The sequence below is a fragment of the Chryseobacterium sp. LJ668 genome (genome assembly GCF_019613955.1).
GTDB lineage: Bacteria > Bacteroidota > Bacteroidia > Flavobacteriales > Weeksellaceae > Chryseobacterium.
This window is the reverse complement of sequence record NZ_CP080443.1, coordinates 546435-571011: the sequence shown is the minus strand read 5'-3', so window position 1 is coordinate 571011 and position 24577 is coordinate 546435. Positions and strand designations below refer to the sequence as shown.

Sequence of the window (24577 nt, the reverse complement as noted above, 5' to 3'; positions counted from 1 at the left end):
GAAAAATATAATTTCACTAATATGAACTATCAACTGGACGAAATAGACAAGAAAATTCTTGATTTCTTAGTAGAAAACACAAGAATGCCTTTTACAGAAATTGCAAAACAGATGGACGTATCTGCAGGAACAATACACGTAAGGGTGAAGAAAATGGAAGATGCAGGTATTATTTTAGGATCATCTCTTAATTTAGATTATGGTAAGCTAGATTACCACTTTACAGCTTTTATAGGAATTCTTTTAACAAAATCAAACCGCACACAAGAGGTTTTGAAAGAATTGGGAACAATTCCAAACGTAGTAGAAGCAAGCGTTATCTCCGGAAAATATAATATTTTCTGCAAGGTAAAAGCAAAAAATACTGAAGACGCTAAAAAAATTATTTATCAGATCGATGATATCCAGGATGTGATGAGAACTGAAAGTATGATCTCTATGGAAGAGTTTTTAAGCGACAAAAACAGATTGATCAACGCAATATCAATTTAATCAAATTTTAGACGATATAAATACCGAAGAACTTATGAATGTATTCATAAGTTCTTTATTTTTGTACTATGGATAAGGAATACAAAGAATACAGTTATTTTGATGAAAATCCGAAGAAAGGATGGGGTTTTATTTTAGCCTTGGCTGCCCTGCTTTTATTTACCTTTATGGGAATAGGATTAGACGTAGATGAATACCTGCAGCATAAAACTCTGAATATTCCTTCAGAATATTTTTACTTTATATTTTCGGTAGACTTGTTGATGATTGCAGGAATTACACTGATGTATTTTTATCGTAAAATAGGCATAATTTTGTTTCCCGTAATGTTGGTTTTGCACTTCTTTATGCACAATTATTATCTGTCTACTTTCCTTTATTCTGATGTGACCAATCTTTTCCTTTTTACAGGATTTGGGATGTTGGCTATTATTCCAAAATGGAAGTTTTTTAGATAAAAAGACATTTGAAGATTCAGATTTTTAAACGAAACTTTATATTTGATTTGCATTAATTTTTAATGATAAAAAAAAGCATCCAATTTGGATGCTTTCTAATTTTGACTTCAAAAGAAGTTATTTATCTAAAATTCTTTTGACCGCTTCCTTCACGGCAGCTGCGTCAATTTTATATTTTTTCATTAATTCAGCAGGTGTTGCAGATTCTCCGAAAGTATCATTCACAGCCACAAATTCTTGTCTCGTAGGTCTTTTTCTAGCTAACATTCCTGCAACTGATTCACCTAATCCACCTAAGTAATTGTGTTCTTCAGCAGTTACAATTTTACCTGTTTTTTCAACAGATTTTAAAATGATTTCCTCGTCTAATGGTTTAATCGTGTGAATATTGATTACTTCACAAGAAATGCCCTCTTTTTCAAGTTCATCCGCAGCAACCAATGACTCCCATACCAAGTGGCCCGTTGCAACAATCGTTACATCTGTTCCTTCCTGTAAAAGAATTCCTTTTCCGATCTCGAAAGGCATATCTTCCGGAATAAAAACGGGTACTGTAGGCCTTCCAAATCTCAAATAAACAGGACCTTCAAAATCTGCAATTGCAATCGTAGCAGCTTTTGTCTGGTTGTAGTCACAAGGGTTGATCACCGTCATTCCCGGAAGCATTTTCATCATACCGATATCTTCTAAAACTTGGTGTGTTGCGCCGTCTTCACCTAAAGTAAGACCTGCATGAGAAGCACAGATTTTAACGTTTTTTCCTGAATAAGCAATAGACTGACGAATCTGGTCGTACACCCTTGAAGTAGAAAAGTTGGCAAAAGTTCCTGTAAAAGGAATTTTTCCTGTGATGCTCAAGCCCGCAGCCAAACCCATCATATTGGCTTCTGCGATACCTACCTGATAAAATCTTTCAGGAGCTTTTTCGATAAATTTCTCCATTTTCAAAGAACCGATAAGATCTGCACAAAGTGCTACTACATTGGGATTTGTGTCAGCCAATTCAGCCAATCCGGCTCCGAATCCTGAACGGGTATCTTTTTTTTCTGTATATGTATATTTCATGAGGAATTTCTAATTTATAATTGATTAATGTTGCTTGATAATTGATATGAAAATGCGAAAATCATTAATCGCCTATCAATTATCAATGATGTTAATAATCTGTAGGAGCTTCGAGGTATAATTGTTTGAAAGCGGTATCCAGTTGCTCGTCATTCGGAGCTTTACCATGCCAAGAATGAGTTCCCATCATATAATCTACACCAAATCCCATCTCTGTATGTAGGATGATAATTACCGGTTTACCTTTTCCCGTTTCAGTTTTTGCTCTTTCAAGAATCGCGATTACTGTTTCAAGATCGTTACCGTTTTTCTCTTCCAAAACAGTCCAGCCGAAAGCTTCTAATTTTGCATGTAAATTTCCTAAGCTTAAAACATCATCGGTATCACCGTCAATCTGGCGTCCGTTGTAATCAATTGTTGAGATGATATTATCAACTTTTTTAGCTGCAGCGTACATTAATGCTTCCCAAACCTGACCTTCCTGCAATTCTCCGTCGCCGTGAAGGGTATATACCAAAGAATCGTCACCGTCTAATTTTTTACCCTCAGCAACACCAAGTGCTACAGAAAGTCCCTGACCTAAAGATCCTGAAGCAATTCTGATTCCCGGCAAACCTTCGTGGGTAGTTGGGTGACCTTGTAATCTTGAATCCAGTTTTCTGAAAGTTTTTAATTCGTCCACCGGAAAAAACCCGAATCTTGCCAATGTAGAATAGAAAACCGGTGAAATATGTCCGTTTGAAAGGTAGAAATGATCTTCGTTTTTGCCTTCCATGGTGAAGGGAAGATTGTAATTCATTACTTTGCCATAGAGTGCTGTGAAATACTCTGTACAGCCTAAACTTCCACCAGGATGTCCCGAATTTACAGCATGAACCATTCTCAAAATGTCTCTTCTGATTTGCGTAGTAAGAGATTTCAGCTCTTCAATACTTTTACTCATTATATAGGATTTATTTGCACGCAAATCTACAATTTTTTGCTGGCTTACGGAAATGGAAAAATCCGGATGTTGAGCCCCGGATTCTGTTAGTATCTGCTTTTTTATGGTCTAAACCTCGACCGGTTCGTACAATAAGCTAGGTGTCATAATAACTTACACCAACTTCAAATAATTTTTATTTTTCACCAGCCACAACCCAATAAACGTTAGCAATCCATTCAAAATAATAAGCTCTACACCAATTCTGTAATCGGTGTAAGTGGTAACCATATAATTAATAAGATAAGTTAAGACCGGAGCCAAAAGCGTTATCGTTAGAATGGAATATTTTCTTGAAATCTGGAACTTGGTAAAAATCCCGAAAGCAAAAAGGCCTAAAAGTGGTCCATAAGTGTAACCTGCAATTTCCATGATAAGGTAAACGATCGACTTGTCATTCATTGCTTTAAAAACCATAATCAGGATGAAGAAGACCACTGTAAACGTCAAATGGATCTTCATACGGAGATGTTTTTTTTGCTTTTCAGTCCTTATTTTATCTTCATTTAAATTTAATAAATCTACACAGTAAGAACTTGTAACCGCTGTCAACGCGCCATCCGCAGATGGGAACAGTGCTGATATCAATCCGATGATGAAAATGACAGAAATTGGCATCGGAAAATACCCGTTAAGCGATAATGCAGGGAATAAATCGTCTCCCATGATGTTTTTTACATTTCCGGCAGCATCTTTGAATCCGAAAATATTAGAAACGACTTCTTTTCCTTCTACAATGTTTGTTATCTGAGAATATCCGGCACCATTTTGTAATGCAAAAAGATAAAGCAAGCCACCCAAAAACAAAAAAGCAAGATTCACAAAAAGCAGTGTTCCTGCGAAAGTAAGCATGTTTTTCTTTGAATTTTTCAGATTGTCAACAGAAATGTTTTTCTGCATCATTTCCTGATCTAATCCGGTCATTGCAATGGTAATAAAAATTCCGCCTAAAATGGTTTTCAGGAAAAAGGTTTTTGAATTGGGATCAAAATTAATAAAATGGGTGTAATTTTTTTCTCCCAAAATGGTATAGGCTTCGCCGAAAGATAAATTTAAATTGGATAAAATATACACGATACACGCAACCAGACTGATAATCATAAAAGATGTTTGAAGAGTATCGGTAATCACAATAGTTTTTACCCCGCCCTCAAAAGTATATAACAGCACCATCAGCAAAAGCACTGCAGCCGTTACCCAGAACGGAACACCCAACCCTTCGAGCAAAAATATCTGTAAAACATTCACGACAAGATAAAGACGCGCAGTAGCACCAATTGCTCTTGAAATGATGAAGAAAATGGAACCGATCTTGTGTGCTTCTACATTGAACCTTTTTCCTAAATAGGTGTAAATCGAAGTCAGGTTCATCTTATAATAGAGGGGAAGGAGCACCGCCGCCACAATGAAATACCCGATAAAAAAACCGATCACCATCATGTAATACTCAAAACCTCCGAAGATGTATTCAGAACCCGTCATTTTCCCGACAGTTCCGGGAACAGAAATAAAAGTTACGCCACTCAGGCTGGTTCCGATCATTCCGAAAGCAACAAGCCACCATTTGCTTTTTTTGTTTCCGATAAAGAAAGACTGGTTGTCAGAATTTCGGCTCGTAAAATAAGAAATCACCAAAAGACCGATGAAATAGATAAATACAAAGAGCAAAAGTATGGTTCCGGAATTCATGTGTAGGTTTTAAATTTTAGCAAATATAGTTTTTTTTGTTTCTGCTGAAAAAGAAAAACCTTCCAGAGAAATTTCCTGAAAGGTTTTTATAAATATTTTTTTAAATTCTATACAATTAAAGCACATCCTGCAAATCTTTATTTTTCTGGAACGTCGCTTTTGCAAACGGACAAAGCGGAATGATCTTTTTATTATTTTCTCTTGCAAATTCTACTGCTTTGATCAGCATTTCTTTTCCTACGCCTTTTCCATTATATTCTTCCTCAACTTCGGTATGATCGATGATGAATCTTGCTTCACCGGCCCAAGTATATGTCATTAATCCTGCTCTTTTTCCATCAATTAAAGCTTCAAAGCTTCCGTGTTTGTCGTCATTGTTTTGTTTAATTTCTATCATCTTATGAAATTTTGGTTTGTATTTCTATTTCGTTGGTCAATATTTTGTGAATTGGGCATGCATCTGCGATGGTGTACAGTCTTTTTAGCTGATCTTCATTGATATTACTTCCCTCAAAGCTGATACTTCTTCTAAAAACCGCCAATCTCGTCAGCGGAAAATTTTCAAGTTCAACTTCTACATTAATTTTTTCGATATCCCATTCTTTTCTGTCAATATACATTCTGAGCGTTGCAGCAGTACAGCTTGCCAGAGATGTGGCTAAAATTTCAAACGGATTAAAGCCTTTATTCTGGCCGCCTTTATCTATAGGCTCGTCTGTGATCAGTTGATTTTCACCGGCGACAACTTCGGTATAATATTTTGTTTTGCCTAGACTTGCTTTTACGGTTACAGCCATTATTTTTTTGTGTTGAATTTATAACTTAATGCTCCTGAAGGACAAAGATCAATTTGATTTTTCAGCTCCATAGGTGTTGCGTTTTCCGGTTTTAGCCAAGGTTTTTCATTTGGACGATACACCTGCGGAAGACTTTTTACACAGATTGCAGCGTGGATGCACTTTTTCGGTTCCCAAATGACGGTTATCTCACCGTTGATATACTCGTGTGTTTCCATGTTAATTTTCTTTTAGTAATTTTTCAATTCTTTTATCAGGAATCAGCCATATTAAAGCAACAATATAGTAAAAACCTATGGCAATATAAGGATAGAAAAAAGAAGTGACGATCCCTAAAATATAAAATACAATAGAGATATATTCTTTGAATTTAGAATGTATAGCTTCTTTTAAAGTTGAATTTTCACCTTCGTTTTTAAGGATTAAATTTTCCAATATGGTGTAGGCAATTGCGCACATGATTAATCCAAAACCATATATGGTTACAGGGTTTTTTGCAAAGTGTGTGGCTCCGATCCATTCTGTTGCAGAAGGCATTAATGAAAGCCAGAATAATAAATGAAGATTAGCCCAAAGAATATTTCCGTTAACCTTTTTTACAGCCTGAAACAGGTGATGATGGTTATTCCAATAAATTCCTATGTAAATAAAGCTGAAGATATAAGCCAAAAACTTAGCGATAAGGGGTTTCAGACTTACCCAATCACTTCCTTCAGGTACTTTTAGCTCAAGAACCATAATTGTGATAATGACAGCTAAAACGCCATCGCTGAAAGCTTCTAATCTCCCTTTTGTCATTAGTTTTTGATCTGGTCTTTAAAATTTTCAATCTTGCCATTCAGATCTACCAGCATTTCCGGATTGATGACCCCGCTTTCCAAATCGAAATTTTCATAAAATTTAGGCAATGAAAAAGTTTCTTTTACATCAGCACCAAATTGAGGAAAAAAAGTTTTTGCCGTATTCATTACGTTTCCGCCGCCGTAACCGCCTGGAGAAGTACTCATCAAAAGCATTGGCTTATTTTGGAAAACTTTTACATTGATTCGGGAAGCCCAGTCAAAAATATTTTTAAAAGCTGCACTGTAAGAGCGGTTGTGTTCTGCAAGCGAACAAATGATCACATCACATTCTTCAATATTTTTTAAAAATTGATGCGCTTCATCCGGAAATCCTTTCTTTTCCAGGTCAACAGAAAAAACCGGCATTGAAAAATCGTTCAAATCAATTAACTTGATCTCTTCTTGTGGAAAACTTTTCAAAACAAATTTTACCAACTCTCTATTAATGGATGTGGAAGAGGTGCTTCCTGCAAATGCTAATATTTTCATTGTTATTTTATAAAACTAATCAAAAATAAATATTTATTATGATTACTGGCATATAAAGTTAATGACAAGATGTATCCCATTCTGATTTTTGTTTAAAAAATAACCGCCTCGTAAAAAACGAAGCGGCTGATTATTAATAAATTATTCTACTTTAATCGATTTTTTTAATTTTTTTACTGCTGTAAATTATAAGTAAAATTGAAATTACCATTAATGGAGGTATATAATTGTCAATCGGTACAGGATCTCCTGGATTTCCAGGTTCAACCATAACGTCTTGTTCTGTCGTAGATTCAGAATATGTTGTATTATCTTTTGTAAAAATATTTGAATTTTGCTGAGCTAATCCAAAGAAAGAACATAAAATGAACGATGTGATCAATATTTTTTTCATAATCCTTATTTTATAATTTTTCTTGTGTATTCTTTACCCTCAGAAGTAGCCTTTATAATATACATTCCTTGGCTTATTCCTTTCAATCTTATTGTTTTTTCGTTAGATTTTAAGTTTTGAACAAGTCTTCCGGAAGCATCAAATAATTGCACACTTTGGATAGATTTGCTGTTTTCAACCACGAAATCATCACCATCTTTATATATTTTTATATCAGAGTTTTGCGTTTCGGAAGTACTTAGAGTACCTAACTTATATACAATTTCAAATCTGTTCGCTGTTTCACCCGAATTACTGGTGAAGCTATAGTTCGAAGTTTGCAAATTTGTGTAGGTATTCTGCAATTTATCGTGTAAATAAATTTCTTGTCCGTTACTAAACAATCCTTCTTTTTGTGACAATGAGATTACAAAAGTTCCATTTTCAAAATGTTTGTTACCCAGAGGTACTACATCATTGATATTGAAACCAGATCTTCCTTGAATAATCAATTGATCAGCATTGACTAATGAGTAAAAACTGTCTGAAGTATTTCCAAACGCTTTAGAATCATAATTATCTAAAGAATTATTGGCTGCTTGATCATATACAATGGCTAATGTATTATTAGTGTTGTAAGACGTAGCTAGTTTTAGCCAATACTTACCTTCAATATTAGAGTTGTTTTTATTAAAGAAAGCTGCAGAATTAGAAACCCTCATAGTATTGTTAAAATTTACAGAAGTACCGCTGGAAGCCTTTATAATAAATGCTTGTCCTATTTTTGCTGCAGTATCAGTAGGAACAGCAGAAATATTGGGAGCAGGAGCCCAGGTGCTAGAAACTGGATTGTAAGTAGCATATCCAAAGTTTGTAGTTGTAGCTCCTTGCTGGGTAGTAACGTTACTACTTGTGTTATCCCAGAAGTATAATGTATTAGCAATATTTGATGAATTGGCATTATAAAATGCGTTCAAATCTAAATTAGAGGGATATGGATTTCCTATTAAATTGAATCCGTTTCCTAAAGTAGATATAGCTGTTGTTTGGGCATTGTTATTTGGGTTTCCTGCGAATGTAGTATTTGAAACAGATGGTGTTTTAATCGCATATCCAACACCAAACGCACCTGTGGTAGAAGCTGCATTGATAAAATAATCAGTTGAAGTTTCATAAGTTGTAATATACGGCGGAGTGTTTCCGGATCCATAAATTTCACTTAGGTTTTGTCCCACTACAGGAGAAGCCCAAAATGCATATCTGTCTGGTAAACTGGTTCCGTTTTTATTTACTTTAAAGATTCCGCTTCCTGAGTAAGAGGACCCCACAGTTTGAATAAGGTTTCCTCCATCATTCACATTAATATTACCATTGTTTGAAATGTTAGCGGTTGTTACCGTTGTTCCATTATTTATATCAAGTATTTTTCCGGTATTCACCGTTAGATTTAAGGAAGTGAAAGAAGGCCCGGAATAGTCTGCATCAATAGTAGCGGGTAAATTAGCTATAGGTGATCCGTTTACCCAAGATGCAGGATTTCCTGTCCAAATAGGAGAAGGCACTGCTTCTATAGAAAAATCATCAATATGAAAATCTATATCTGGTGTGTTAGAAGATGTTGTTGCTACAAAAGCAATTTTTACGACTCCGTAATATGTACTTAGATTTATTGTTTCAAAAGCTCCTGTATTGCTATATGTACCAGCGCCTGTATAGGTTTTTAGAGTATTTGCGCTGCTCCATGTAGCGCCACCGTTGGTGGAAATAACAACACTTACTTTATGAGTGCTTAAAGTAGTTTGAGTTGTTGTGTTATTATATCCCGTTACAGCATATTTATATTTTAATATGTACAATCCCGGTGTAGAGCCAAGATCTATCGCCGGAGAAATAATCCATTCATTTTTTGTGCCGTATAAATTGATGGAAACCCCCATATTTGTTGAGCTTATATTGGCAAACCCATTGGTTTTATTAAGCCATGCGCTCGTTGTTCCAGATAATGTAGAAGTAGTAGCTAAAACTCCTGTGGCTTCAGACCAACATGCTGGGCTAGGTGCCGCTCCCGAAAAAGTACTAAAATCTTGTGTTGCAGTAGGTGCCGATATTGTACTGCAAAGTGTAGTAAAAGTGCCGGTAGCAAGGCTGCCACAAGATCCGTTTGTAGATCTTATACGATAATAATACTGTGTAGAAGGAGATAAACCATTCAATGCTTGAGTAAGAAGCGTTCCAGTAGAATACGGAGAGCCGGCAACTTGGTTTGTATATGCTGCATCTGTATAAAGTTCTAAAGAATAGTTTATGGTTGCAAAGGCTCCTCCAACAGCAGAAGCCGTCCAAGATACATTGGCTCCATTAGTTGTAATTCCCGTTACTCTAGGTGAGGTAGGTGCTGCTGAACACGTTGTTACGGGAGCACTGCTAATGCCTGGAGAGTAGGAGTTACTACAACCGCTATTTGTAATTGAAAATACGTAATAATAAAGCCTTGAATTGCTGGTAAGTGAAGTTATATTGAAAGAAGTTCCTACATTGTTATTCACGAGACATAAGTAATTTTGTCCTCCAAGAGTATAGCTTGCCCCACTAGTGTATGACGAACCGTTGGTAAGAGTGGGAGCAACTGCACTTGTGGATTGAAAAAGCATATATCCTGTAGGTGCTACAGGTGCTGTTGTGTAACTAAGTGTTAATGTTGTGGCAGTGATATTTGAGATCACAATGTTACTAGCGTCAGACGGAGTATTGCAGAATGTGGTAAATGGTGCAGCACTACTCCAAAGACTATAACCTTGAGCATCACAATTACTTCTTATATATGCATTGTAAAATGTTGCAGGAGATAATCCGGAAATATTAGCAGTTAAAATACCTGCCCCAACAGATCCGCTAGAAACTAAACCTGTTGATCCGCTTCCAGCAGCACCGCTGGTTCTTATTTCGTATTCATAGCCTCCACTTGGATTGGAGGAAGATGATGTCCAATTTAGAGCCGCACCTACTGCAGTAATATTAGATGAAGATATACTGGTTACAATGTCGCATGCGGCGATTTCCTCTATTCTGAAATTATCAAAAGATAAATAATAATCTCCGGAAGTCCAGTTACCAGTTAGTTTTACCTTAATTTGTTGTCCAACATAAGATGATAAGTCGTAAGTATAGGTTTGCCATCCTGCTACGCCATTGTTTGCTACTGTGGCCACATTGGTATAAGTGCTTCCGTTATTTGTAGAAATTGCCACAATAAAGTTTCCACTTCCAGTGGCTGGTGGACCAAAAGGACTATTGAAATTTGCTAAGTTATAATTAAATCTTAATCGATAATTTGCAGGTAGCGGCGAAAAAGTTGCCGTCGAAAAATTTGCTGTTGTAGCTGTGCTGTACAAGTTATAATAAATATAATTAGAAGTTGTACCATCATTTATAGTTGTATTTATATTACCAATTAGCCATGTAGAAGTGTTAGCCCAAGAACTTGGTAAGGAAGTAGTGGTAAATGCTTCTGTCCATGGAACAGCCACGGGTGCCGAAGGACTACCTGTACTTGCGTTAGTACCTGAGCTTGTGTTATAGTAATATGTATATGGGTTTGCAGAGCCACAACGAGTATATTCATACACTTTTACATAATATGTTGTTCCGGGAATAAGTCCGGTAATAGCTACTGATGTTCCCGTACCATCATAAACAATTTGTTGCCCACTTCCTGCATAAATACTATTTGCTGTAAGTGCATTAGCACTACCATTTGTAGGGTCTGTTATAGGATTATTGCTTATATATACAACTCTTCTATTTCCATTACCGTTAGTCCATGTTGAAGTAAAACCAGCCTGAGTTATATTGGAAAACGCTAATCCACTAACTTGTGTTGTTGGATTTATAGTATTATCAATCGTTACAGCATTTGAGTAGCTAAACAATGTACTAGCTGTACAGGTAACTTTACATCTATAGTAAATAAGTGCACCCCCAAAAGATGCGGGAGTATATGTTGCTGTGGTAGCTCCTGATCCTCCGGTTACATTTGTCCAAGAACTGTTATCAGAAGATTGTTCCCATTGAAAAGCAATACCGCTATCTGTAGAATACCCGGTAAGTGCTAAAACTGCTGGTACCGTTCCACTACAGATATTTTGTGTGGTAGGAGTTACAGATCCGGCTACAGGTGTTCCGGTACAAGGTAATGGAGGACTATAACTAAATGTAAGTCCTGATGAAGGCATTGTTACTGTATTTAATACCGTACAGGTTACTGAATTTGAAGCTCCAGCTGTAGTAGAATTCCAATTGGTAGTAGTTGTTCTGTTGCTAAAATGTCCTGTAGTAGTACTTGACTTAATACCAACCTGACTGGCATCACTTGTAGTACTCGTATATGTCATAGTGCCATATACTATATTAATAACATTTGTAGTTTCTCGTAGTCTGATTTGGAAAGATAAATCTATACCACTTGTATTATAGTTTCTTATATTTTTATATTCTATTACCAATTCTCTATTTGGCGAAGAACCTTCAAGTTTCCAAGAAATTTGGGTACTTGCACTTAGCCCCCCTAGATCATCAGCATATGCCGCCACGAAAGCATTACTTCCTGTACTTGAACTAATTGGAGTATAAGTACTTCCGCTCATTAGACTAGATCCGAAACCAATAAATCCATTTGCAGAGACTGTAAATGCAGTGTAATTTGTTCCCGCAAAATTAAAACTAAAACCACTTAAACTTGCTGGTGCTATAGAATAAGTTTGATTGTCAAGTGCAGAACCAGATCCTAATACAGTAGGAGTAGACAGTGCAGTGTAAGTACCATTAGATTGTGTAAAAGAATATTGGGATGCATTTTGCCCCATTACATTTGACGCAGTAATGAGGTGATAAGAAATGGTAATAGTTTGTACCATTTACTAAAACAGTACAAGTTTTTAGGCCGATTTTTCCCCCATTTATAAAATTGTTTCATATTTTATTATTTTAAATAACTTAATAATTTTGATAAAATTAAATAATTTTATCAATAAAACAACGTTTTTTATGAATTATTTTAAATAAATATGGAGATTTGTTATTAATGTGTTTTTTTTATTTAGGTCAATATTTATTATTTCTAATTTTTATTAATTTATAATCTTATTATTATTTTAATTTGTTAATAATAAATTATTATGTTATATAATTCAATAATATAAATTTAATGACAAAAATTGTTAACAACAACTTTCAAAATATTTTAATTAAGGTAGAAATAAGACTGCATTGTAATGTTTACTAAATTATCATATTAAATTATTCATGGTAAAAATTTATGTGTATAATTATTATATTAGAAATCAGTAAAAATTTATACAAATAAAAATAATTATTGATTTTTTACAACATGTATTGTTTCTTTGAATTATTTAACCCTAAATATATTTTTATTTAAATAATTCATAAATTAATTTATATTTGTAATACAGATAAAATCAGATATTTATGAAAAAAACTATCCTAATGTTGTTTGCTGTTGCATTAATATGCATTACAGCATGCAAAAACACTAAAGCCTCAAAAGCTGAGAGCCTTCAAGCAGAAAATTCTGCTGTTCCGGAGAAAAATGTCTCTGAAACATCTGGCGTCACTATAGATGGTGTGCCGGTACCAAAATTCAGCAATCCGGAAGTTCAGGAATTCGCTACTGAATACGCTACCATGGTTTCTGAAATGGCTGCAGCTTCAAAAGCCGGAGATGTACCAAAAAGTCTGGAACTCACAGAAAAATCAAAAGAATGGACTGCACAGCATGCAAATTGGTCATCAAAAATGACTTCCGGAGACTCTAAGCTTTGGACAGATTTCATTGCAAAGCTTTCAGAAGCTCAAAGAGAAGATTAATGATTTAAAAGCTAAGCCACTACAAAACAAGTGGCTTACTTTTGTTTTATTTCCTGTTTAAAATAGCTTTCGGAAGCGGTACAAATTCTTCTTCATCTCCCGGAACCAATGGGAAAGCTTCGTGATTCTGGTCATTCCAGTTTACTTTTGCTTTATCAATCAATTCTTTGTCTGAATTGACAAAATTCCAGAATATAAAACGCTCTTCATCAAAAGGTTCGCCGCCAAAAAGGTAGACCGTCGCATTGTCGCTCATTTCAAACTCGCACAGTTGGGCATTTTTTGCGATCAAAAGCTGTTTTGATCCATAATCATTTCCTTCTATTTTTACAGTTCCATCCAAAACATACATTGCTGCTTCACCGTAAAGATCTTGCCCGATACTTATTTTCTGTATACTTTTGGTTTTAATTTCAATAAAAAACAATTTACTATGAACAGGAACCGGCGATTTTTTGCCAAAAGCTTCACCGGCAATTAATTTGTACTGAACTTCACCTTCCTGCCAAACCGGAAGCTCATCTGCTTCGATATGGCTGAACGTTGGTTCGCTTTGCTCCAGATGTTTCGGGAGACCTACCCAGATTTGGAATCCGTGAAGCTTTTTATCGGTTTGTCTTAAATATTCAGGCGTTCTTTCAGAATGTACTACCCCTTTTCCGGCGGTCATCCAGTTGACAGCACCCGGTCTTATTTCAAGCGCACTGCCAATGCTGTCTCGGTGAAAAATAGATCCTTCGAGAAGATAAGTTAAAGTTGAAAGCCCGATGTGCGGGTGTGGCGGAACGTCAAGATTCTGATAATCTTTCAATTCAGCAGGTCCCATGTGATCGATAAATACAAAAGGTCCGACGGCTCTTTTTTCACGGAAAGGTAAAAGTCTTCCCACTAAAAAATTACCTATATCTGCTGATTTTTCTTCTAAGATGAGTCCGATGTTTGACATGATAAGTCTGATTTAGTTTTTAGTTTAGGCTAAATTAATTAAATTTCTACTTGATATTGTAAGTTTAATGAAAATTAAAGCTGGTCATATCCTTCAAACCTTTCATCAACAATACGTTTCCATTCAGGATGTTTTTTGATAAAAGCAAAAACGTAAGGACAAAAAGGGAGCAGCTTTTTGCCACTGTTTTCGATATAGATCAGGGTCTTTTCTACCAAGGCGGCAGCGGCTCCGGTTCCTGCCAATTCAGATTCTGCTTCTGTATGAATTAAAGCAATCTGACGGCTCTTTTCTTTACAGTCGATAAATGCAAGATGACCTTTATATTCAATTTCAAATCTCTTTTTTTCTTCGTTTTTTACTAATGAAATGTTCTCAAATTCTGGTTTCATGATTTTTATATTTATTTGTGAATTAATTTTTCATACTTAGCATTCAGTTTGTCGTCGTGAAAGGATCTCAGCCGTTATAATGAGCTAAGCGCAGATTCCTCCGGAATTACAAACTGTAAATATAATTTTATATTTATAACTGAACTTAATCTTCTAAATACCCAAATTTTCCGGTATTAAAATCTTCAAAAGCCTGCATGATTTCTTCTCTCGAATTCATCACAAAAGGCCCATGCGGAAAAATTGGCTCATTCAAAGGCTGTCCGCTGATAATTAATACTATTGAATCTTCAGTTGCTTCAAGAGTAAAGCTTTCGCCCTCATTTTTAAATAGTACAAAATTGTTGACCGGAACTTTTTCTTCTCCGTTTACAATAATACTACCTTCTATAATTAAAGCTGCAGTATTAAAATTGGCAGGAAAATTAAAGGTTGCTTTTCCTCCCGATTTCAATTTAGCATTCATCAGATTGACAGGACTGAACGTGAAAGCAGGGCCTTTATTACCATTAAATTCTCCTGCAATAACTTCAATTAAGCCATTCTCAGACAGATCTATTTTTTTCATATCTGAATTAGAGATTGCCTGATATTTGGGTTTGCTCATTTTGTCTTTTGCAGGAAGATTTACCCAAAGTTGGACCATCTGGAAAATTCCGCCTAGCTTAGACCATTCTTTTTCATGATATTCTTTATGAAGAACCCCACTTGCCGCAGTCATCCACTGTACGTCACCTTGACCGATGATTCCACCGCCACCTGCACTATCGTGATGTTCTACTTTTCCCTGATAAGCGATGGTTACGGTTTCAAAACCGCGATGCGGATGTACGCCAACACCTTTTGGAGTTTCGGATGGGTTAAAATGAAACTTAGAATTATAATCGAGCATGATGAAAGGATCCATCCTTTTCATATCCAGTTTCTGAACGCTCGGAATAAAATTATGCACCCTAAAACCATCACCTACAAAATGCGCAGGTTTCGGTGGAACTATGATTTCTACTTTTTTAGTTGTCATAATATGCTTGTTTTAATTTTAAACAAAATTAGGACAGTGAAAAGAGAATTCCATTGATGTGTGGTAAGTTGTGGTTTTGAGTGAAAGCTGTGGTGTTTGAGAGTTTTAGATTTGGAGTGTTTTTACTCTATACTCTGCTAAGCTTCTGATTTCATATTACGGCCATCGGAAACATGCAGTCTTCTGAAAACCAAACTTGACAAAATGGTCAGAATTCCGACTGTAAGAAATGTTAAGCGGAATGCGTTGTGTGTTTCATCTTTGATAAGTTCGGGGCTGTTTTCGTAAATTTTTAAAACAATCAGACCAAATGCAATTCCGAAACCGATAGCTAATTGCTGATTGACCGAAATCAGAGAATTTCCGCTGCTGGTCTGGAAATTACGTAGATCTGCAATAGAGATGGTGTTCATTGATGTAAACTGTATCGAATTGAAAAATCCTAAAATGGCAATTACCGGCACAAACCAAAAAATTGAGGTATGAATATCCGGAATGGCAAGACAGCAGATTAAAATTCCAATAATAAATGTATTCACCATCAAGGTTCTTTTGTAGCCAAATTTATTTAAGATTCTAATGACAGATGATTTTCCGAACATTGCAGTCAGCGCCATCGGGGCAATAATCCATCCTGAAATAACTGCGGATTGGCCGTACGCAATCTGAATCATCAAAGGCAATAACAAAGGAACAGAGCTGATTCCTAAACGTGTTGCAAGATTTCCCAAAATACCTACACGAAAGGTACGGACCTGAAATAAACTCAATGGGAAAATAGGATTCTTTCCCTTTTTTGCATGGTGGTAATAATAATACAGAAACATAAAACCCAAAATGAAAACAAGCAAAACCGGCGTGATATTCTGCATATCTCCGAAAAGCTCAAGTGCAAAGGAAAGCAGGAGAGAAGCTGCGGCAAAAATCATAAATCCTTTCAGATCAAAATCGGTTTCTTTGGAGTTGTAATTCGGCATGTATTTTAAACCTAAAATGATCCCAAGAATCCCAATCGGAATGTTGATCAGAAAAATCCAGTGCCACGAAAGGTAATCGACCATATACCCACCCACCAAGGGACCTAAAACAGGGCCTATCAATGCAGGAACTATAGCAAAATTCATCGCCTTAAGCAATTCGTTTCGGTTGAATGTTTTAATTAAAGCTAATTTTCCTACTGGTGTCATCAGACTTCCGCCAACTCCCTGAATCACCCTTGAAATCACCAAATGTGTTAAATTTTGGGAAAGTGCGCAAAATACCGAGCCTAAACTGAAAAGGATCAAAGAAAATATAAACACCCTCCTTGTTCCAAAACGGTCTGCCAAAAATCCGCTAGCCGGCATGAATACCGCTAATGTCAAAACATAACTGATGATTGCATTCTGCATATTCAGCGGAGATTCCTTTAAATCTCTTGCAATAGACGGCAGGGAGGTATTGAGAATCGTAGAATCGAGCATCTGCATGAAGATCGCAGTTGCTAAAATTAAAGGGAGAACTTTTTTTACGGTCTGGCGTGGAGATGTGGTGGTCGGCATGAGCAAGAAATGATTTTAAAAGCAATTTTAAAACCATTTTATAACATTAAAAAAGTCCTGTGAAATCTCACAGGACTTTTGGATTTATTTTTTAGGCTTTTCTACTCCTATCCACGCTTCACCTTCTCTTTTTACCTGGCTTAGTGTGAATGTTTCGAAATCGTCTGTTTTGTATTCGATGTTGTCTACATTTCGCTCAAACGGCATTATGTAGAAGAAATCTTTGTCCGTTTTATCAGCTTTACTTCCCTTTTTTACAGTCGGCATATATTTTTTCTCGAATTTATATTTTGGTAAATACTGTTTCAGCGAAGCATAAAATTTCTTGTCTTTTTCACTAGGAACGATGTCTACAATTTTGAACTCGTCTTTTTTCTTGTCAACCCAAAGGTAATAATTGGTTTCTTCCATCGTTTTCTTATTTAACGAAGCAAAACCGAAAAATTCTTTTGGCACCAACTGCTTGATTTTTTCTGCATCTACTTTTGTGAAATATTCACCTTGAGAAGGATCTACATACGTTTCCAAATTAAGCAATAATACCTGGTTATTCTGGAAATTTTTGTTTTTGAAATATTGATCTAAAGATAGCTCTGCTGTTTTTCTCAGTTCTTTTCCTCTGTCATCCAGTTTTTTAGTCGGGTTCTGAGGATTTACTTTTTTCACAAAGTTATAAAGAACCACAGGTTTTATATCCGCAAGGTGAGGGAATGTTTTTAGCTGTTCAGCTTTTACCAACCAGTAATATTGCTGATAGTAGTCGTCTTTCTCAGCAGGTTTTACGCTTTTATAAGTAAGAGCCAGCTTTTTAGAATTGAGATATTTTCCATATTTACCTTGTCCGAAAGCGAAGCTCACTGATAGTAAAGCAAATAAAATAGTAATGTTTCTTTTCATTTTACAGCAAAGATTTTTTTAATTTTTCAAATATAATTATTTATTAGATAATAAGTTTAATACTTAGTTAAATTATCCAAATATTATTGGTTTTATTTAAGAAAAAATCCTGTACGAATACAGGATTGATAAATTTTGTTGCTTTAGTAAGAAGTTTCATGCACTTTTACAGCTCTTCCGCTTGGGTCATTCATTTTCTTAAATGCTTCATCCCATTCTAGAGCGATAGGAGTGGAGCACGCAACAGAAGGTACGGAAGGTACAGTCGCTGCCGCCGTTTCGCTTGGAAAATGTTCTTCAAAAATTGTTCTGTAACGGTATTCTTCTTTATTTTGAGGTGTGTTGAGAGGAAATCTGAATTTTGCATTTGCCATCATCTCATCGGTCACATATTTTTCTGCAACTTCTTTCAAAGTATCGATCCATGAATATCCAACACCGTCTGAAAACTGTTCTTTTTGTCTCCAGGCAATAGATTCAGGTAAAAGATCTTCAAAAGCTTTTCTTAAAACCCATTTTTCAATTTTTCCTTTTGCTTTATCAATCATTTTATCCTGAGGATTTACGTTCATCGCAACATCCATAAATTCTTTATCCAAAAATGGAACTCTGCCTTCAATTCCCCAGCTCATCAAAGCTTTGTTAGCCCTAAGGCAATCATAGAGGTGAAGTTTATTCAATTTTCTTACCGTCTCATCATGAAATTCTTTGGCATTCGGAGCTTTATGGAAGTACAGATAACCACCGAATAATTCATCAGCACCTTCACCGGAAAGCACCATTTTGATTCCCATTGATTTGATCACTCTTGCCAAAAGATACATCGGTGTGGAAGCGCGGATAGTTGTTACATCGTAAGTTTCTAAATGATAAATTACATCACGGATAGCGTCTAAACCTTCCTGAACAGTAAAATTAACTTCATGATGAACTGAGCCAATGTGATCTGCCGCTTTTTTTGCTGCTGCCAAATCCGGAGAACCTTCCAAACCCACTGCAAAACTGTGCAATCTCGGATACCACGCTTCCTGAGTGTCGCCGCTTTCAATTCTCTGTCTCGCATATTTTGCAGTAACTGCCGATATAATGGATGAGTCTAAGCCTCCCGAAAGCAAAACTCCATAAGGTACATCACTCATCAATTGCCTGTGCACTGCGTCTTCCAGACTTTTTCTTATTAACTGAATATCCGTTACGTTATCTTTTACAGCATCAAAATTTTCCCAATCTCTTCTGTACCACTGCTGAAGTTCGCTTCCTTCAATATTGTAAACATAATGTCCTGGGAGAAAAGTGTCTATCGTTTTGCAGATACCTTCCAAAGCTTTGAGCTCAGAGGCGATATAATAATTTCCGTTTTTGTCCCAACCCTGATATAAAGGACAAATTCCCATGTGATCACGGGCAATCAGGTAAATGTTATTTTCGATATCATAGAGAGCAAAAGCAAAAATACCGTTGAGTTTTTCAATAAAGTCTTTCCCATATTTTTGATATAGTGCTATAATCACTTCGCAATCGGATTTAGTCTGAAATTCATAATCCTGAAATTCCTCTTTCAATTCCCGATGATTGTAGATTTCGCCATTTACTGCTAAAACAATTTTACCGTCTTTAGAAAACAACGGCTGTTTTCCGGAAGCAGGATCTACGATCGCTAATCTTTCATGAGAAAACAAAACTTTTTCGTTTTGAAAAACACCGCTCCAATCCGGACCTCTGTGACGGATTTTTTTAGACATTTCCAAAACCTGAGGTCTTAATATTTCGGTTTGTTGTTTGGCATCAAACAAGCATACGATTCCACACATATTATATTTAATTTAAAATCAAAACTACGAATAGTATTTAAATTTTAAAATAAAATTTTGCTTACAGTTTATTTTTTTAATTAAAAAATACATTTAATATTAAAATATCATTTATAATTAAAATTTATTCCGTATAATCTTAAATTTTTTCAGTAAACGAGATAGTAAATTTCTGAGAAATATTAAAAAAAGTTATAAAATCTTGATGTATGGTAATTAATAATTCAAATATTTTTCATTCCTTTGTTGCTCGAAATAATTTTTTTTCATCATTTGTGTTTTTACCTCCTTGCAATAACATTGCAAGGAGGTTTTGTTTTACTCAGATCCAAGCAATATTCCGGAAATATTCCATGCGCTGAAGCTCGTGCCTTCCGGTTCGCCCTGAGGAATTTTCACCTGGATAGTATGTTTCCCCGCTTTTAAATTGCCTAACTTAATATAGTTTGGGTTTGTAATCGTTCCCGGACACCAATTTGACCTGCTGAGATCTGAAGAAGATAATCCGTCAGGAAAATTTCCCGATGCAGGATTGTATAAACGGTAGGAGCCGCAATCTGTTCTCCAGGGTGTAAATTTGAACGTTATTTTTCCATCTAAATAGATTGAGTTCTCTTTCGGAATAAACTCATCGCCATTTTCCCAGCCACCATGACCGGTGGTGATATATCTTAACTGTGCACTTGTAAGGTCTTTTTCTAAAGTGAATTCAACCAATAATCCTTTGTCATTATTAAACATCGTCGCATAATCCTGTCCTGCCATTTCCATAATGTTTGTCGTATTAAAAAGCGGAATTATTCTGTTATTTTTATTGACAGTCTGATCACTTTTATGAATGGTAATATCTAGACTCACTTTGTGACCACCCTTGTCGTAATTCCCGATAAAAGTTCCCATCCAGATTTCTTTTTCAGAAAGAGCAGGCTTCAATTCGGTGATATCCTGACGAAACGGACTCACCGTTTGCCACGTTTTATCTTTTAATTCTAAATTATTAAATTTATTGATTCCGAAAGCGGTAAAGAATCTCATCAGTTCAACCGTCGGCTGATAATTTTCATTTGAAATGACTCCGAAATATTGTTTTCCGTTGCCGTTTTTATAAAGTGGAAGCGTTTTTATTCCTTTTTCCAATCCGTCAAAAAAAGATTTTGATTTATCTTCCGAAATGAAAAATACCGTTCCTGTTCTGTCATAAGCATCGCCGTTTGATTGTTGTTTCAATTCGACAAAAATACTTTCGCCCTGCGAAATCTTCGGAAATTTAATTTTCCTTAAAATAATTGTTCCGTTAGCAAATCTTTTAATATTTTCATCAGATTTGGACTGATCTGAGAAATTGATGATTTCATTTTCAAAAACTTTTAACGTCGTGAATCTGCTTTTCCAGAGTAAATCTTTATAGCTTAAAACATTTGTTGTAGAAATTGGTTTGTTAATGATGCTTTCAATTCCTGATCTTTTAATTTTCTTCAATGAAGTTGCTGTGGTTGCAGAATTTCCGTTGCGTTCTATTTCCAAAACCAAACCTAAATTTTGTCCAAGACTTGATGGGCCACCTTTCAGTTTAAGATCATTTGTGTACCAAACTTCAATGGTGTTTGAATTGATTTTTGTGACTGCGTTTTTGCAGGTATAGCCTAATATTTTTTTTGTTTTATCAGTAAATTCAAAACTTTGTTTAGCGATTGCTTCTGAATCGGAAGTCGAAATGATTTCACCGGGCTTTAAAAATCCGTAAGAAATGATCGTATTTGATGGTTTTTCAATTTTGCTGATCTCAAAAGGATATTCGTTTTTTTGTTCTTTTGTTTTCGAATTTAGAATGTAGTTTTCACTTTCACTGACCCAAACAATTGTAGGATTTTGGTTAGGCTGAACTTTCCCATTGTATGAACTTTCATATTGAATTTCGTAGGTCTGAGCGAAATTTAAAACTGATAAAAGTGTGAAAAAACTGAGTAGTAATGATCTGATCATGATATCTTAGTGGTTTTTGCAAAGATAATTTTTAGTTGATATACAATGAAACATCTTTATATGAATAGGTTGATTTAAGTATATATTTGTAAAACATTTAACTAATAAATACGTTTATTTTTAAACTGATAACATTAATGAAGAGACTTTTTCTTTTGTTTATATTTTTAATTACCTCAAATAATTTTAGTGCTCACAAACCCAAAGTTAAAGTTGAAAATTTTGGGAATATTAAAACCTATTTTATTTCTCAATTCAATTTTGGAACAAAAACAATCGAATCAGAAGAACTAAAAATGCATATTATCGGCAAATTATCAAAAATTATTTCTGATAAAATGGGGTACCGAGATACAATTATGATTGAAAGAAAAACCTACTTAGCTGACAACAAGAATGATTTCTATATTTTAGAAAGTGGTAATTCAAATTATAAAGTTGCTGTTTTGGATGATGGAGTTCTGCTACAATCAAATAATAGAGGTTTGGCAATAAGGATTATAAGTGATAAAGTAAATGTAATCGATGTTTTAAAGTTGGTAGAATATACCATTCAAAATAAACTGAAGATAAACGATTCATTGGTTTCCACTCCTTACTTTTATAATGAAGATGAGGAAATGAAAATCTTATCAAACTCACAAGAATTTATTTCTAAAATTGTAAATCAAAACTCAAAATTGATTGATGAGATTATTAAAGAAGATATAATTGTAACAGAAGATTCTGAAACAATTATATCGTGGAATAATAACGAGTTTGTTTTTAGAATGAATTTAGAAAAATTTAAATCGGATAATCCTTATAGAGATTTTTTGAAAGATGAATTTAAAATTCAAGATTTTAAGTATTATATTTATTCTTCAAGTTATTATTTCTTTTTGGTTTTTCATGATATGGAAACCTTTACATACTTTGATGGCAGAGAAGAAAATAGATCACAAAAAATAAAAATTGAAACCAAAAGAAGTTGGTATCCTCTTGTTCTGGCAAAAGATAAAATAGGAAATAAAATTATTTTATATGACCGTGATCAGACCATATATATTTACAATATCAACAAAAAACTACTCCAAAAAATAGAGTAGTTTGTTTGTATATGTGAGATGAATTTAAGCTAATCTCTCAATCAAAGCCATATAGAAACCATCATAGCCTTGACTTGGCATTATTTTCTCGTCTTTGATTAATTTATAATCTGGGTTGTTTTTCAAAAATTCAGCAACCTGCTCGTTATTTTCAGAAGGAAGAATAGAACACGTAGCATACACCATTTTTCCGCCTTTTTTAAGGATTTTAGAATAATCCTGAATGATCTGCTGCTGTTCTTTTTTGATTCTGTCGATGAAAGCCTGATCGATTTTCCATTTGCTGTCCGGGTTTCTTTTTAAAACTCCCAAACCTGAACAAGGTGCGTCAATTAATAACCTGTCTGCAGTCTCGTGAAGACGTTTGATCACTTTGTTGTCAGAAATCATACGCGTTTCGATATTGTGCGCTCCGGCTCTTTTTGCACGACGCTTTAGCTCAGCCAATTTCCATTCGTAAATATCTAAAGCGATAATCTGACCTTTATTTCCCATCAACGCGGCTAAGTGAAGTGTTTTTCCACCTGCTCCTGCGCAAACGTCAACCACTCTCTGGCCTTCTTTTACATCAAGAAAATAACCAATTTTCTGAGAGGTAGCATCCTGTACTTCAAATAATCCGTCTTTGAATGCGCTGGTAAGAAAAACGTTCTTTTTTTCTTCTAGCTGCACAGCGTCAGGATAATTTTTTATAGTGTAAGCAACGACATTTTCAACTGCAAGGTCAGAAATAAGCTCTTTTGCTGAAGTTTTCAGAGAATTTGCTCTCAAAACAGTAGGAGCCTGCTCATTCAAAGCCTTCATTTCTTTTTCCCAGATGGGGCCTAATTCTTTTTCTAAAGTTTCAGCCAGCCATTCAGGAATTGAATATTCTATAGATTTTGTAGGAACCGTTCCTTTTTTCAATTTGGTCGTAATGTCAGCGATTTTGATGCCTTCAAACTCTTCAAATCTTTTGTAATTGGTTTTGCTGTACAGACAGTAAGCAACAATTAATTTGTAAATGTTATCAGGTTTTACGCTTTCACCCATATAATATTCAAGTCGTCTTTTCCAACGAATGATATTGTAGAAAATCTCTGAAACAACTGCTCTGTCCTGGCTTCCCCACTTTCTGTGAGCCTTTAAAAGTCTTTCAATTACTTTGTCGGCGTATTTATTTTTCTCAAAAAAGGTTTCTTGTAGAGCATCGTGAATTCCGATGGCCAAGTTTCTGTGTATTAATTCCATTGTTGCAGTATGCTGTTTGAACTTGCAAAAATACGAATTTAAGTTGAGAGTTTTAGGTTAATAATTTTGAGTTAAATTCAATTTGAGCTTACATTAAATATAGTATTTTTAACTTTGCCTAACTTCTAACTTCTAACTTCTAACTTCTAACTCAAAAAAATTACCTTTGCAAAAATTAAACATATGAGTGAGGCTTTAGTTTGTCCGAAATGCAATTCAGAATTTACCTATGAGCAAGATGATTTGATGGTTTGCTCGCAGTGCTTTTATGAGTGGAATCCTAAAGAAAATGCGGCAGAAACTGACAATTCTGGGAAAATTTTAGATGCTAACGGGAATGAGTTGCAAGACGGAGATTCTGTAGTTGTAGTAAAAGATCTTCCTGTAAAAGGTGCTCCGAAACCTGTAAAAGCGGGAACTAAAGTGAAAAATATCCGGTTGCGACCAGACAGCGACCATAATATTGATTGTAAAATTGATGGTTTCGGATCAATGGCTTTAAAATCTGAATTTGTGAAAAAGGCTTAAGAATTTTTTCTTTAATACTATATAATGCGTTCGAATTCGGACGCATTTTTTGCATAAAAAAAGGAAAAGA

The 24577-nt window shown here is 35.1% G+C and carries 23 protein-coding genes; 5 read left to right on the top strand and 18 right to left on the bottom strand.

All coding sequences use genetic code 11. The features are described from left to right. Positions 1-21: 21 nt before the first annotated feature. Both K0U91_RS02740 and K0U91_RS02735 read left to right on the top strand, forming a co-directional pair. Positions 22-492, top strand: coding sequence for an Lrp/AsnC family transcriptional regulator (locus K0U91_RS02740; protein ID WP_047446659.1), 471 nt, complete (start codon positions 22-24; stop codon positions 490-492). 68 nt (positions 493-560) lie between these two features. Continuing rightward, positions 561-950 (top strand): hypothetical protein, encoded by a 390-nt coding sequence (locus tag K0U91_RS02735; RefSeq protein WP_220180321.1) that lies wholly within the window; start codon positions 561-563, stop codon positions 948-950. Between the two features lie 117 nt (positions 951-1067). Here the strand turns inward: K0U91_RS02735 and K0U91_RS02730 are convergent, their stop codons facing one another. The 10 genes from K0U91_RS02730 to K0U91_RS02685 form a co-directional block, all read right to left on the bottom strand. Continuing rightward, positions 1068-2015, bottom strand: coding sequence for a transketolase family protein (locus K0U91_RS02730; RefSeq protein ID WP_219970825.1), 948 nt, complete (start codon positions 2013-2015; stop codon positions 1068-1070). 91 nt (positions 2016-2106) lie between these two features. After that, positions 2107-2958 carry a transketolase gene (locus K0U91_RS02725; RefSeq protein WP_219970826.1) on the bottom strand — a complete coding sequence of 284 codons (852 nt, stop codon included), beginning with the start codon at positions 2956-2958 and terminating at the stop codon, positions 2107-2109. Between the two features lie 153 nt (positions 2959-3111). Next, complete coding sequence (locus tag K0U91_RS02720) at positions 3112-4686, bottom strand: sodium:solute symporter (protein WP_220180320.1); 1575 nt, start codon at positions 4684-4686, stop codon at positions 3112-3114. Positions 4687-4801: 115 nt separating this feature from the next. Next, on the bottom strand, positions 4802-5083 hold the full coding sequence (locus K0U91_RS02715; RefSeq protein WP_219970828.1) for a GNAT family N-acetyltransferase: 282 nt from the start codon (positions 5081-5083) through the stop codon (positions 4802-4804). A gap of 1 nt (position 5084) precedes the next feature. Continuing rightward, positions 5085-5483 carry an OsmC family protein gene (locus tag K0U91_RS02710; protein WP_220180319.1) on the bottom strand — a complete coding sequence of 133 codons (399 nt, stop codon included), beginning with the start codon at positions 5481-5483 and terminating at the stop codon, positions 5085-5087. Beyond that, positions 5483-5701, bottom strand: a complete 219-nt coding sequence (locus K0U91_RS02705) for a (4Fe-4S)-binding protein (protein WP_219970830.1) — start codon at positions 5699-5701, stop codon at positions 5483-5485. The genes K0U91_RS02710 and K0U91_RS02705 overlap by 1 nt, the downstream gene beginning before the upstream one ends. A gap of 1 nt (position 5702) precedes the next feature. Then, positions 5703-6281, bottom strand: a complete 579-nt coding sequence (locus K0U91_RS02700) for a TMEM175 family protein (RefSeq protein ID WP_219970831.1) — start codon at positions 6279-6281, stop codon at positions 5703-5705. Continuing rightward, entirely contained in the window at positions 6281-6814 is a 534-nt protein-coding gene (locus tag K0U91_RS02695; RefSeq protein ID WP_219970832.1) for an NADPH-dependent FMN reductase, read from the bottom strand. Before K0U91_RS02695 ends, K0U91_RS02700 begins: the two co-directional genes overlap by 1 nt. Before the next feature lie 151 nt (positions 6815-6965). After that, a complete protein-coding gene (locus tag K0U91_RS02690) occupies positions 6966-7208 on the bottom strand; it encodes a hypothetical protein (protein ID WP_220180318.1) in 243 nt (80 codons plus the stop codon). 5 nt (positions 7209-7213) lie between these two features. Then, positions 7214-12100, bottom strand: a complete 4887-nt coding sequence (locus K0U91_RS02685) for a fibronectin type III domain-containing protein (protein WP_220180317.1) — start codon at positions 12098-12100, stop codon at positions 7214-7216. A gap of 571 nt (positions 12101-12671) precedes the next feature. Between K0U91_RS02685 and K0U91_RS02680 the strand changes: the two genes are divergently transcribed. After that, positions 12672-13070: a hypothetical protein gene (locus tag K0U91_RS02680; protein ID WP_220180316.1), complete on the top strand. Its 399-nt coding sequence runs from the start codon at positions 12672-12674 to the stop codon at positions 13068-13070. Between the two features lie 46 nt (positions 13071-13116). Here K0U91_RS02680 and K0U91_RS02675 read toward each other — a convergent pair whose 3' ends face one another. The 7 genes from K0U91_RS02675 to K0U91_RS02645 all read right to left on the bottom strand — a co-directional run bounded on the left by K0U91_RS02675 (position 13117) and on the right by K0U91_RS02645 (position 21661). Continuing rightward, positions 13117-14016 carry a pirin family protein gene (locus tag K0U91_RS02675; protein ID WP_220180315.1) on the bottom strand — a complete coding sequence of 300 codons (900 nt, stop codon included), beginning with the start codon at positions 14014-14016 and terminating at the stop codon, positions 13117-13119. Between the two features lie 74 nt (positions 14017-14090). Further along, positions 14091-14408: a GNAT family N-acetyltransferase gene (locus K0U91_RS02670; RefSeq protein ID WP_220180314.1), complete on the bottom strand. Its 318-nt coding sequence runs from the start codon at positions 14406-14408 to the stop codon at positions 14091-14093. A 145-nt stretch (positions 14409-14553) separates the two neighbouring features. Next, complete coding sequence (locus K0U91_RS02665; RefSeq protein WP_219970838.1) at positions 14554-15429, bottom strand: pirin family protein; 876 nt, start codon at positions 15427-15429, stop codon at positions 14554-14556. Positions 15430-15566: 137 nt separating this feature from the next. Further along, a complete protein-coding gene (locus K0U91_RS02660; protein ID WP_220180313.1) occupies positions 15567-16970 on the bottom strand; it encodes an MFS transporter in 1404 nt (467 codons plus the stop codon). Between the two features lie 84 nt (positions 16971-17054). Continuing rightward, positions 17055-17867 (bottom strand): hypothetical protein, encoded by an 813-nt coding sequence (locus K0U91_RS02655; RefSeq protein WP_219970839.1) that lies wholly within the window; start codon positions 17865-17867, stop codon positions 17055-17057. Between the two features lie 143 nt (positions 17868-18010). After that, positions 18011-19678, bottom strand: a complete 1668-nt coding sequence (gene asnB, locus K0U91_RS02650; protein ID WP_220180312.1) for an asparagine synthase B — start codon at positions 19676-19678, stop codon at positions 18011-18013. Positions 19679-19996: 318 nt separating this feature from the next. Further along, on the bottom strand, positions 19997-21661 hold the full coding sequence (locus K0U91_RS02645) for a GLPGLI family protein (protein WP_220180311.1): 1665 nt from the start codon (positions 21659-21661) through the stop codon (positions 19997-19999). A gap of 137 nt (positions 21662-21798) precedes the next feature. Between K0U91_RS02645 and K0U91_RS02640 the strand changes: the two genes are divergently transcribed. Continuing rightward, the gene (locus K0U91_RS02640) at positions 21799-22749 is read left to right on the top strand and encodes a hypothetical protein (RefSeq protein ID WP_220180310.1); all 951 of its coding nucleotides are present in this window, start codon (positions 21799-21801) and stop codon (positions 22747-22749) included. A gap of 24 nt (positions 22750-22773) precedes the next feature. Here the strand turns inward: K0U91_RS02640 and K0U91_RS02635 are convergent, their stop codons facing one another. Beyond that, on the bottom strand, positions 22774-23979 hold the full coding sequence (locus K0U91_RS02635; protein WP_220180309.1) for an RsmB/NOP family class I SAM-dependent RNA methyltransferase: 1206 nt from the start codon (positions 23977-23979) through the stop codon (positions 22774-22776). 183 nt (positions 23980-24162) lie between these two features. On the opposite strand from K0U91_RS02635, the gene K0U91_RS02630 reads away from it, so the two are divergent. Then, entirely contained in the window at positions 24163-24507 is a 345-nt protein-coding gene (locus tag K0U91_RS02630) for a zinc ribbon domain-containing protein YjdM (protein WP_219970843.1), read from the top strand. The last annotated feature ends 70 nt before the right edge of the window (positions 24508-24577 follow it).

What these genes read in the sequence shown, in the direction of transcription:
- K0U91_RS02735 (WP_220180321.1), top strand. Translation starts at nt 561, where the DNA reads ATGGATAAGGAATACAAAGAATACAGTTATTTTGATGAAAATCCGAAG.
- K0U91_RS02640 (WP_220180310.1), top strand. Translation starts at nt 21,799, where the DNA reads ATGAAGAGACTTTTTCTTTTGTTTATATTTTTAATTACCTCAAATAAT.
- K0U91_RS02705 (WP_219970830.1), bottom strand. Translation starts at nt 5,701, where the DNA reads ATGGAAACACACGAGTATATCAACGGTGAGATAACCGTCATTTGGGAA.
- K0U91_RS02730 (WP_219970825.1), bottom strand. Translation starts at nt 2,015, where the DNA reads ATGAAATATACATATACAGAAAAAAAAGATACCCGTTCAGGATTCGGA.
- K0U91_RS02660 (WP_220180313.1), bottom strand. Translation starts at nt 16,970, where the DNA reads ATGCCGACCACCACATCTCCACGCCAGACCGTAAAAAAAGTTCTCCCT.
- K0U91_RS02685 (WP_220180317.1), bottom strand. Translation starts at nt 12,100, where the DNA reads ATGGTACAAACTATTACCATTTCTTATCACCTCATTACTGCGTCAAAT.
- asnB (WP_220180312.1), bottom strand. Translation starts at nt 19,678, where the DNA reads ATGTGTGGAATCGTATGCTTGTTTGATGCCAAACAACAAACCGAAATA.
- K0U91_RS02630 (WP_219970843.1), top strand. Translation starts at nt 24,163, where the DNA reads ATGAGTGAGGCTTTAGTTTGTCCGAAATGCAATTCAGAATTTACCTAT.
- K0U91_RS02695 (WP_219970832.1), bottom strand. Translation starts at nt 6,814, where the DNA reads ATGAAAATATTAGCATTTGCAGGAAGCACCTCTTCCACATCCATTAAT.
- K0U91_RS02635 (WP_220180309.1), bottom strand. Translation starts at nt 23,979, where the DNA reads ATGGAATTAATACACAGAAACTTGGCCATCGGAATTCACGATGCTCTA.
- K0U91_RS02675 (WP_220180315.1), bottom strand. Translation starts at nt 14,016, where the DNA reads ATGTCAAACATCGGACTCATCTTAGAAGAAAAATCAGCAGATATAGGT.
- K0U91_RS02690 (WP_220180318.1), bottom strand. Translation starts at nt 7,208, where the DNA reads ATGAAAAAAATATTGATCACATCGTTCATTTTATGTTCTTTCTTTGGA.
- K0U91_RS02710 (WP_220180319.1), bottom strand. Translation starts at nt 5,483, where the DNA reads ATGGCTGTAACCGTAAAAGCAAGTCTAGGCAAAACAAAATATTATACC.
- K0U91_RS02680 (WP_220180316.1), top strand. Translation starts at nt 12,672, where the DNA reads ATGAAAAAAACTATCCTAATGTTGTTTGCTGTTGCATTAATATGCATT.
- K0U91_RS02670 (WP_220180314.1), bottom strand. Translation starts at nt 14,408, where the DNA reads ATGAAACCAGAATTTGAGAACATTTCATTAGTAAAAAACGAAGAAAAA.
- K0U91_RS02700 (WP_219970831.1), bottom strand. Translation starts at nt 6,281, where the DNA reads ATGACAAAAGGGAGATTAGAAGCTTTCAGCGATGGCGTTTTAGCTGTC.
- K0U91_RS02740 (WP_047446659.1), top strand. Translation starts at nt 22, where the DNA reads ATGAACTATCAACTGGACGAAATAGACAAGAAAATTCTTGATTTCTTA.
- K0U91_RS02665 (WP_219970838.1), bottom strand. Translation starts at nt 15,429, where the DNA reads ATGACAACTAAAAAAGTAGAAATCATAGTTCCACCGAAACCTGCGCAT.
- K0U91_RS02725 (WP_219970826.1), bottom strand. Translation starts at nt 2,958, where the DNA reads ATGAGTAAAAGTATTGAAGAGCTGAAATCTCTTACTACGCAAATCAGA.
- K0U91_RS02720 (WP_220180320.1), bottom strand. Translation starts at nt 4,686, where the DNA reads ATGAATTCCGGAACCATACTTTTGCTCTTTGTATTTATCTATTTCATC.
- K0U91_RS02655 (WP_219970839.1), bottom strand. Translation starts at nt 17,867, where the DNA reads ATGAAAAGAAACATTACTATTTTATTTGCTTTACTATCAGTGAGCTTC.
- K0U91_RS02645 (WP_220180311.1), bottom strand. Translation starts at nt 21,661, where the DNA reads ATGATCAGATCATTACTACTCAGTTTTTTCACACTTTTATCAGTTTTA.
- K0U91_RS02715 (WP_219970828.1), bottom strand. Translation starts at nt 5,083, where the DNA reads ATGATAGAAATTAAACAAAACAATGACGACAAACACGGAAGCTTTGAA.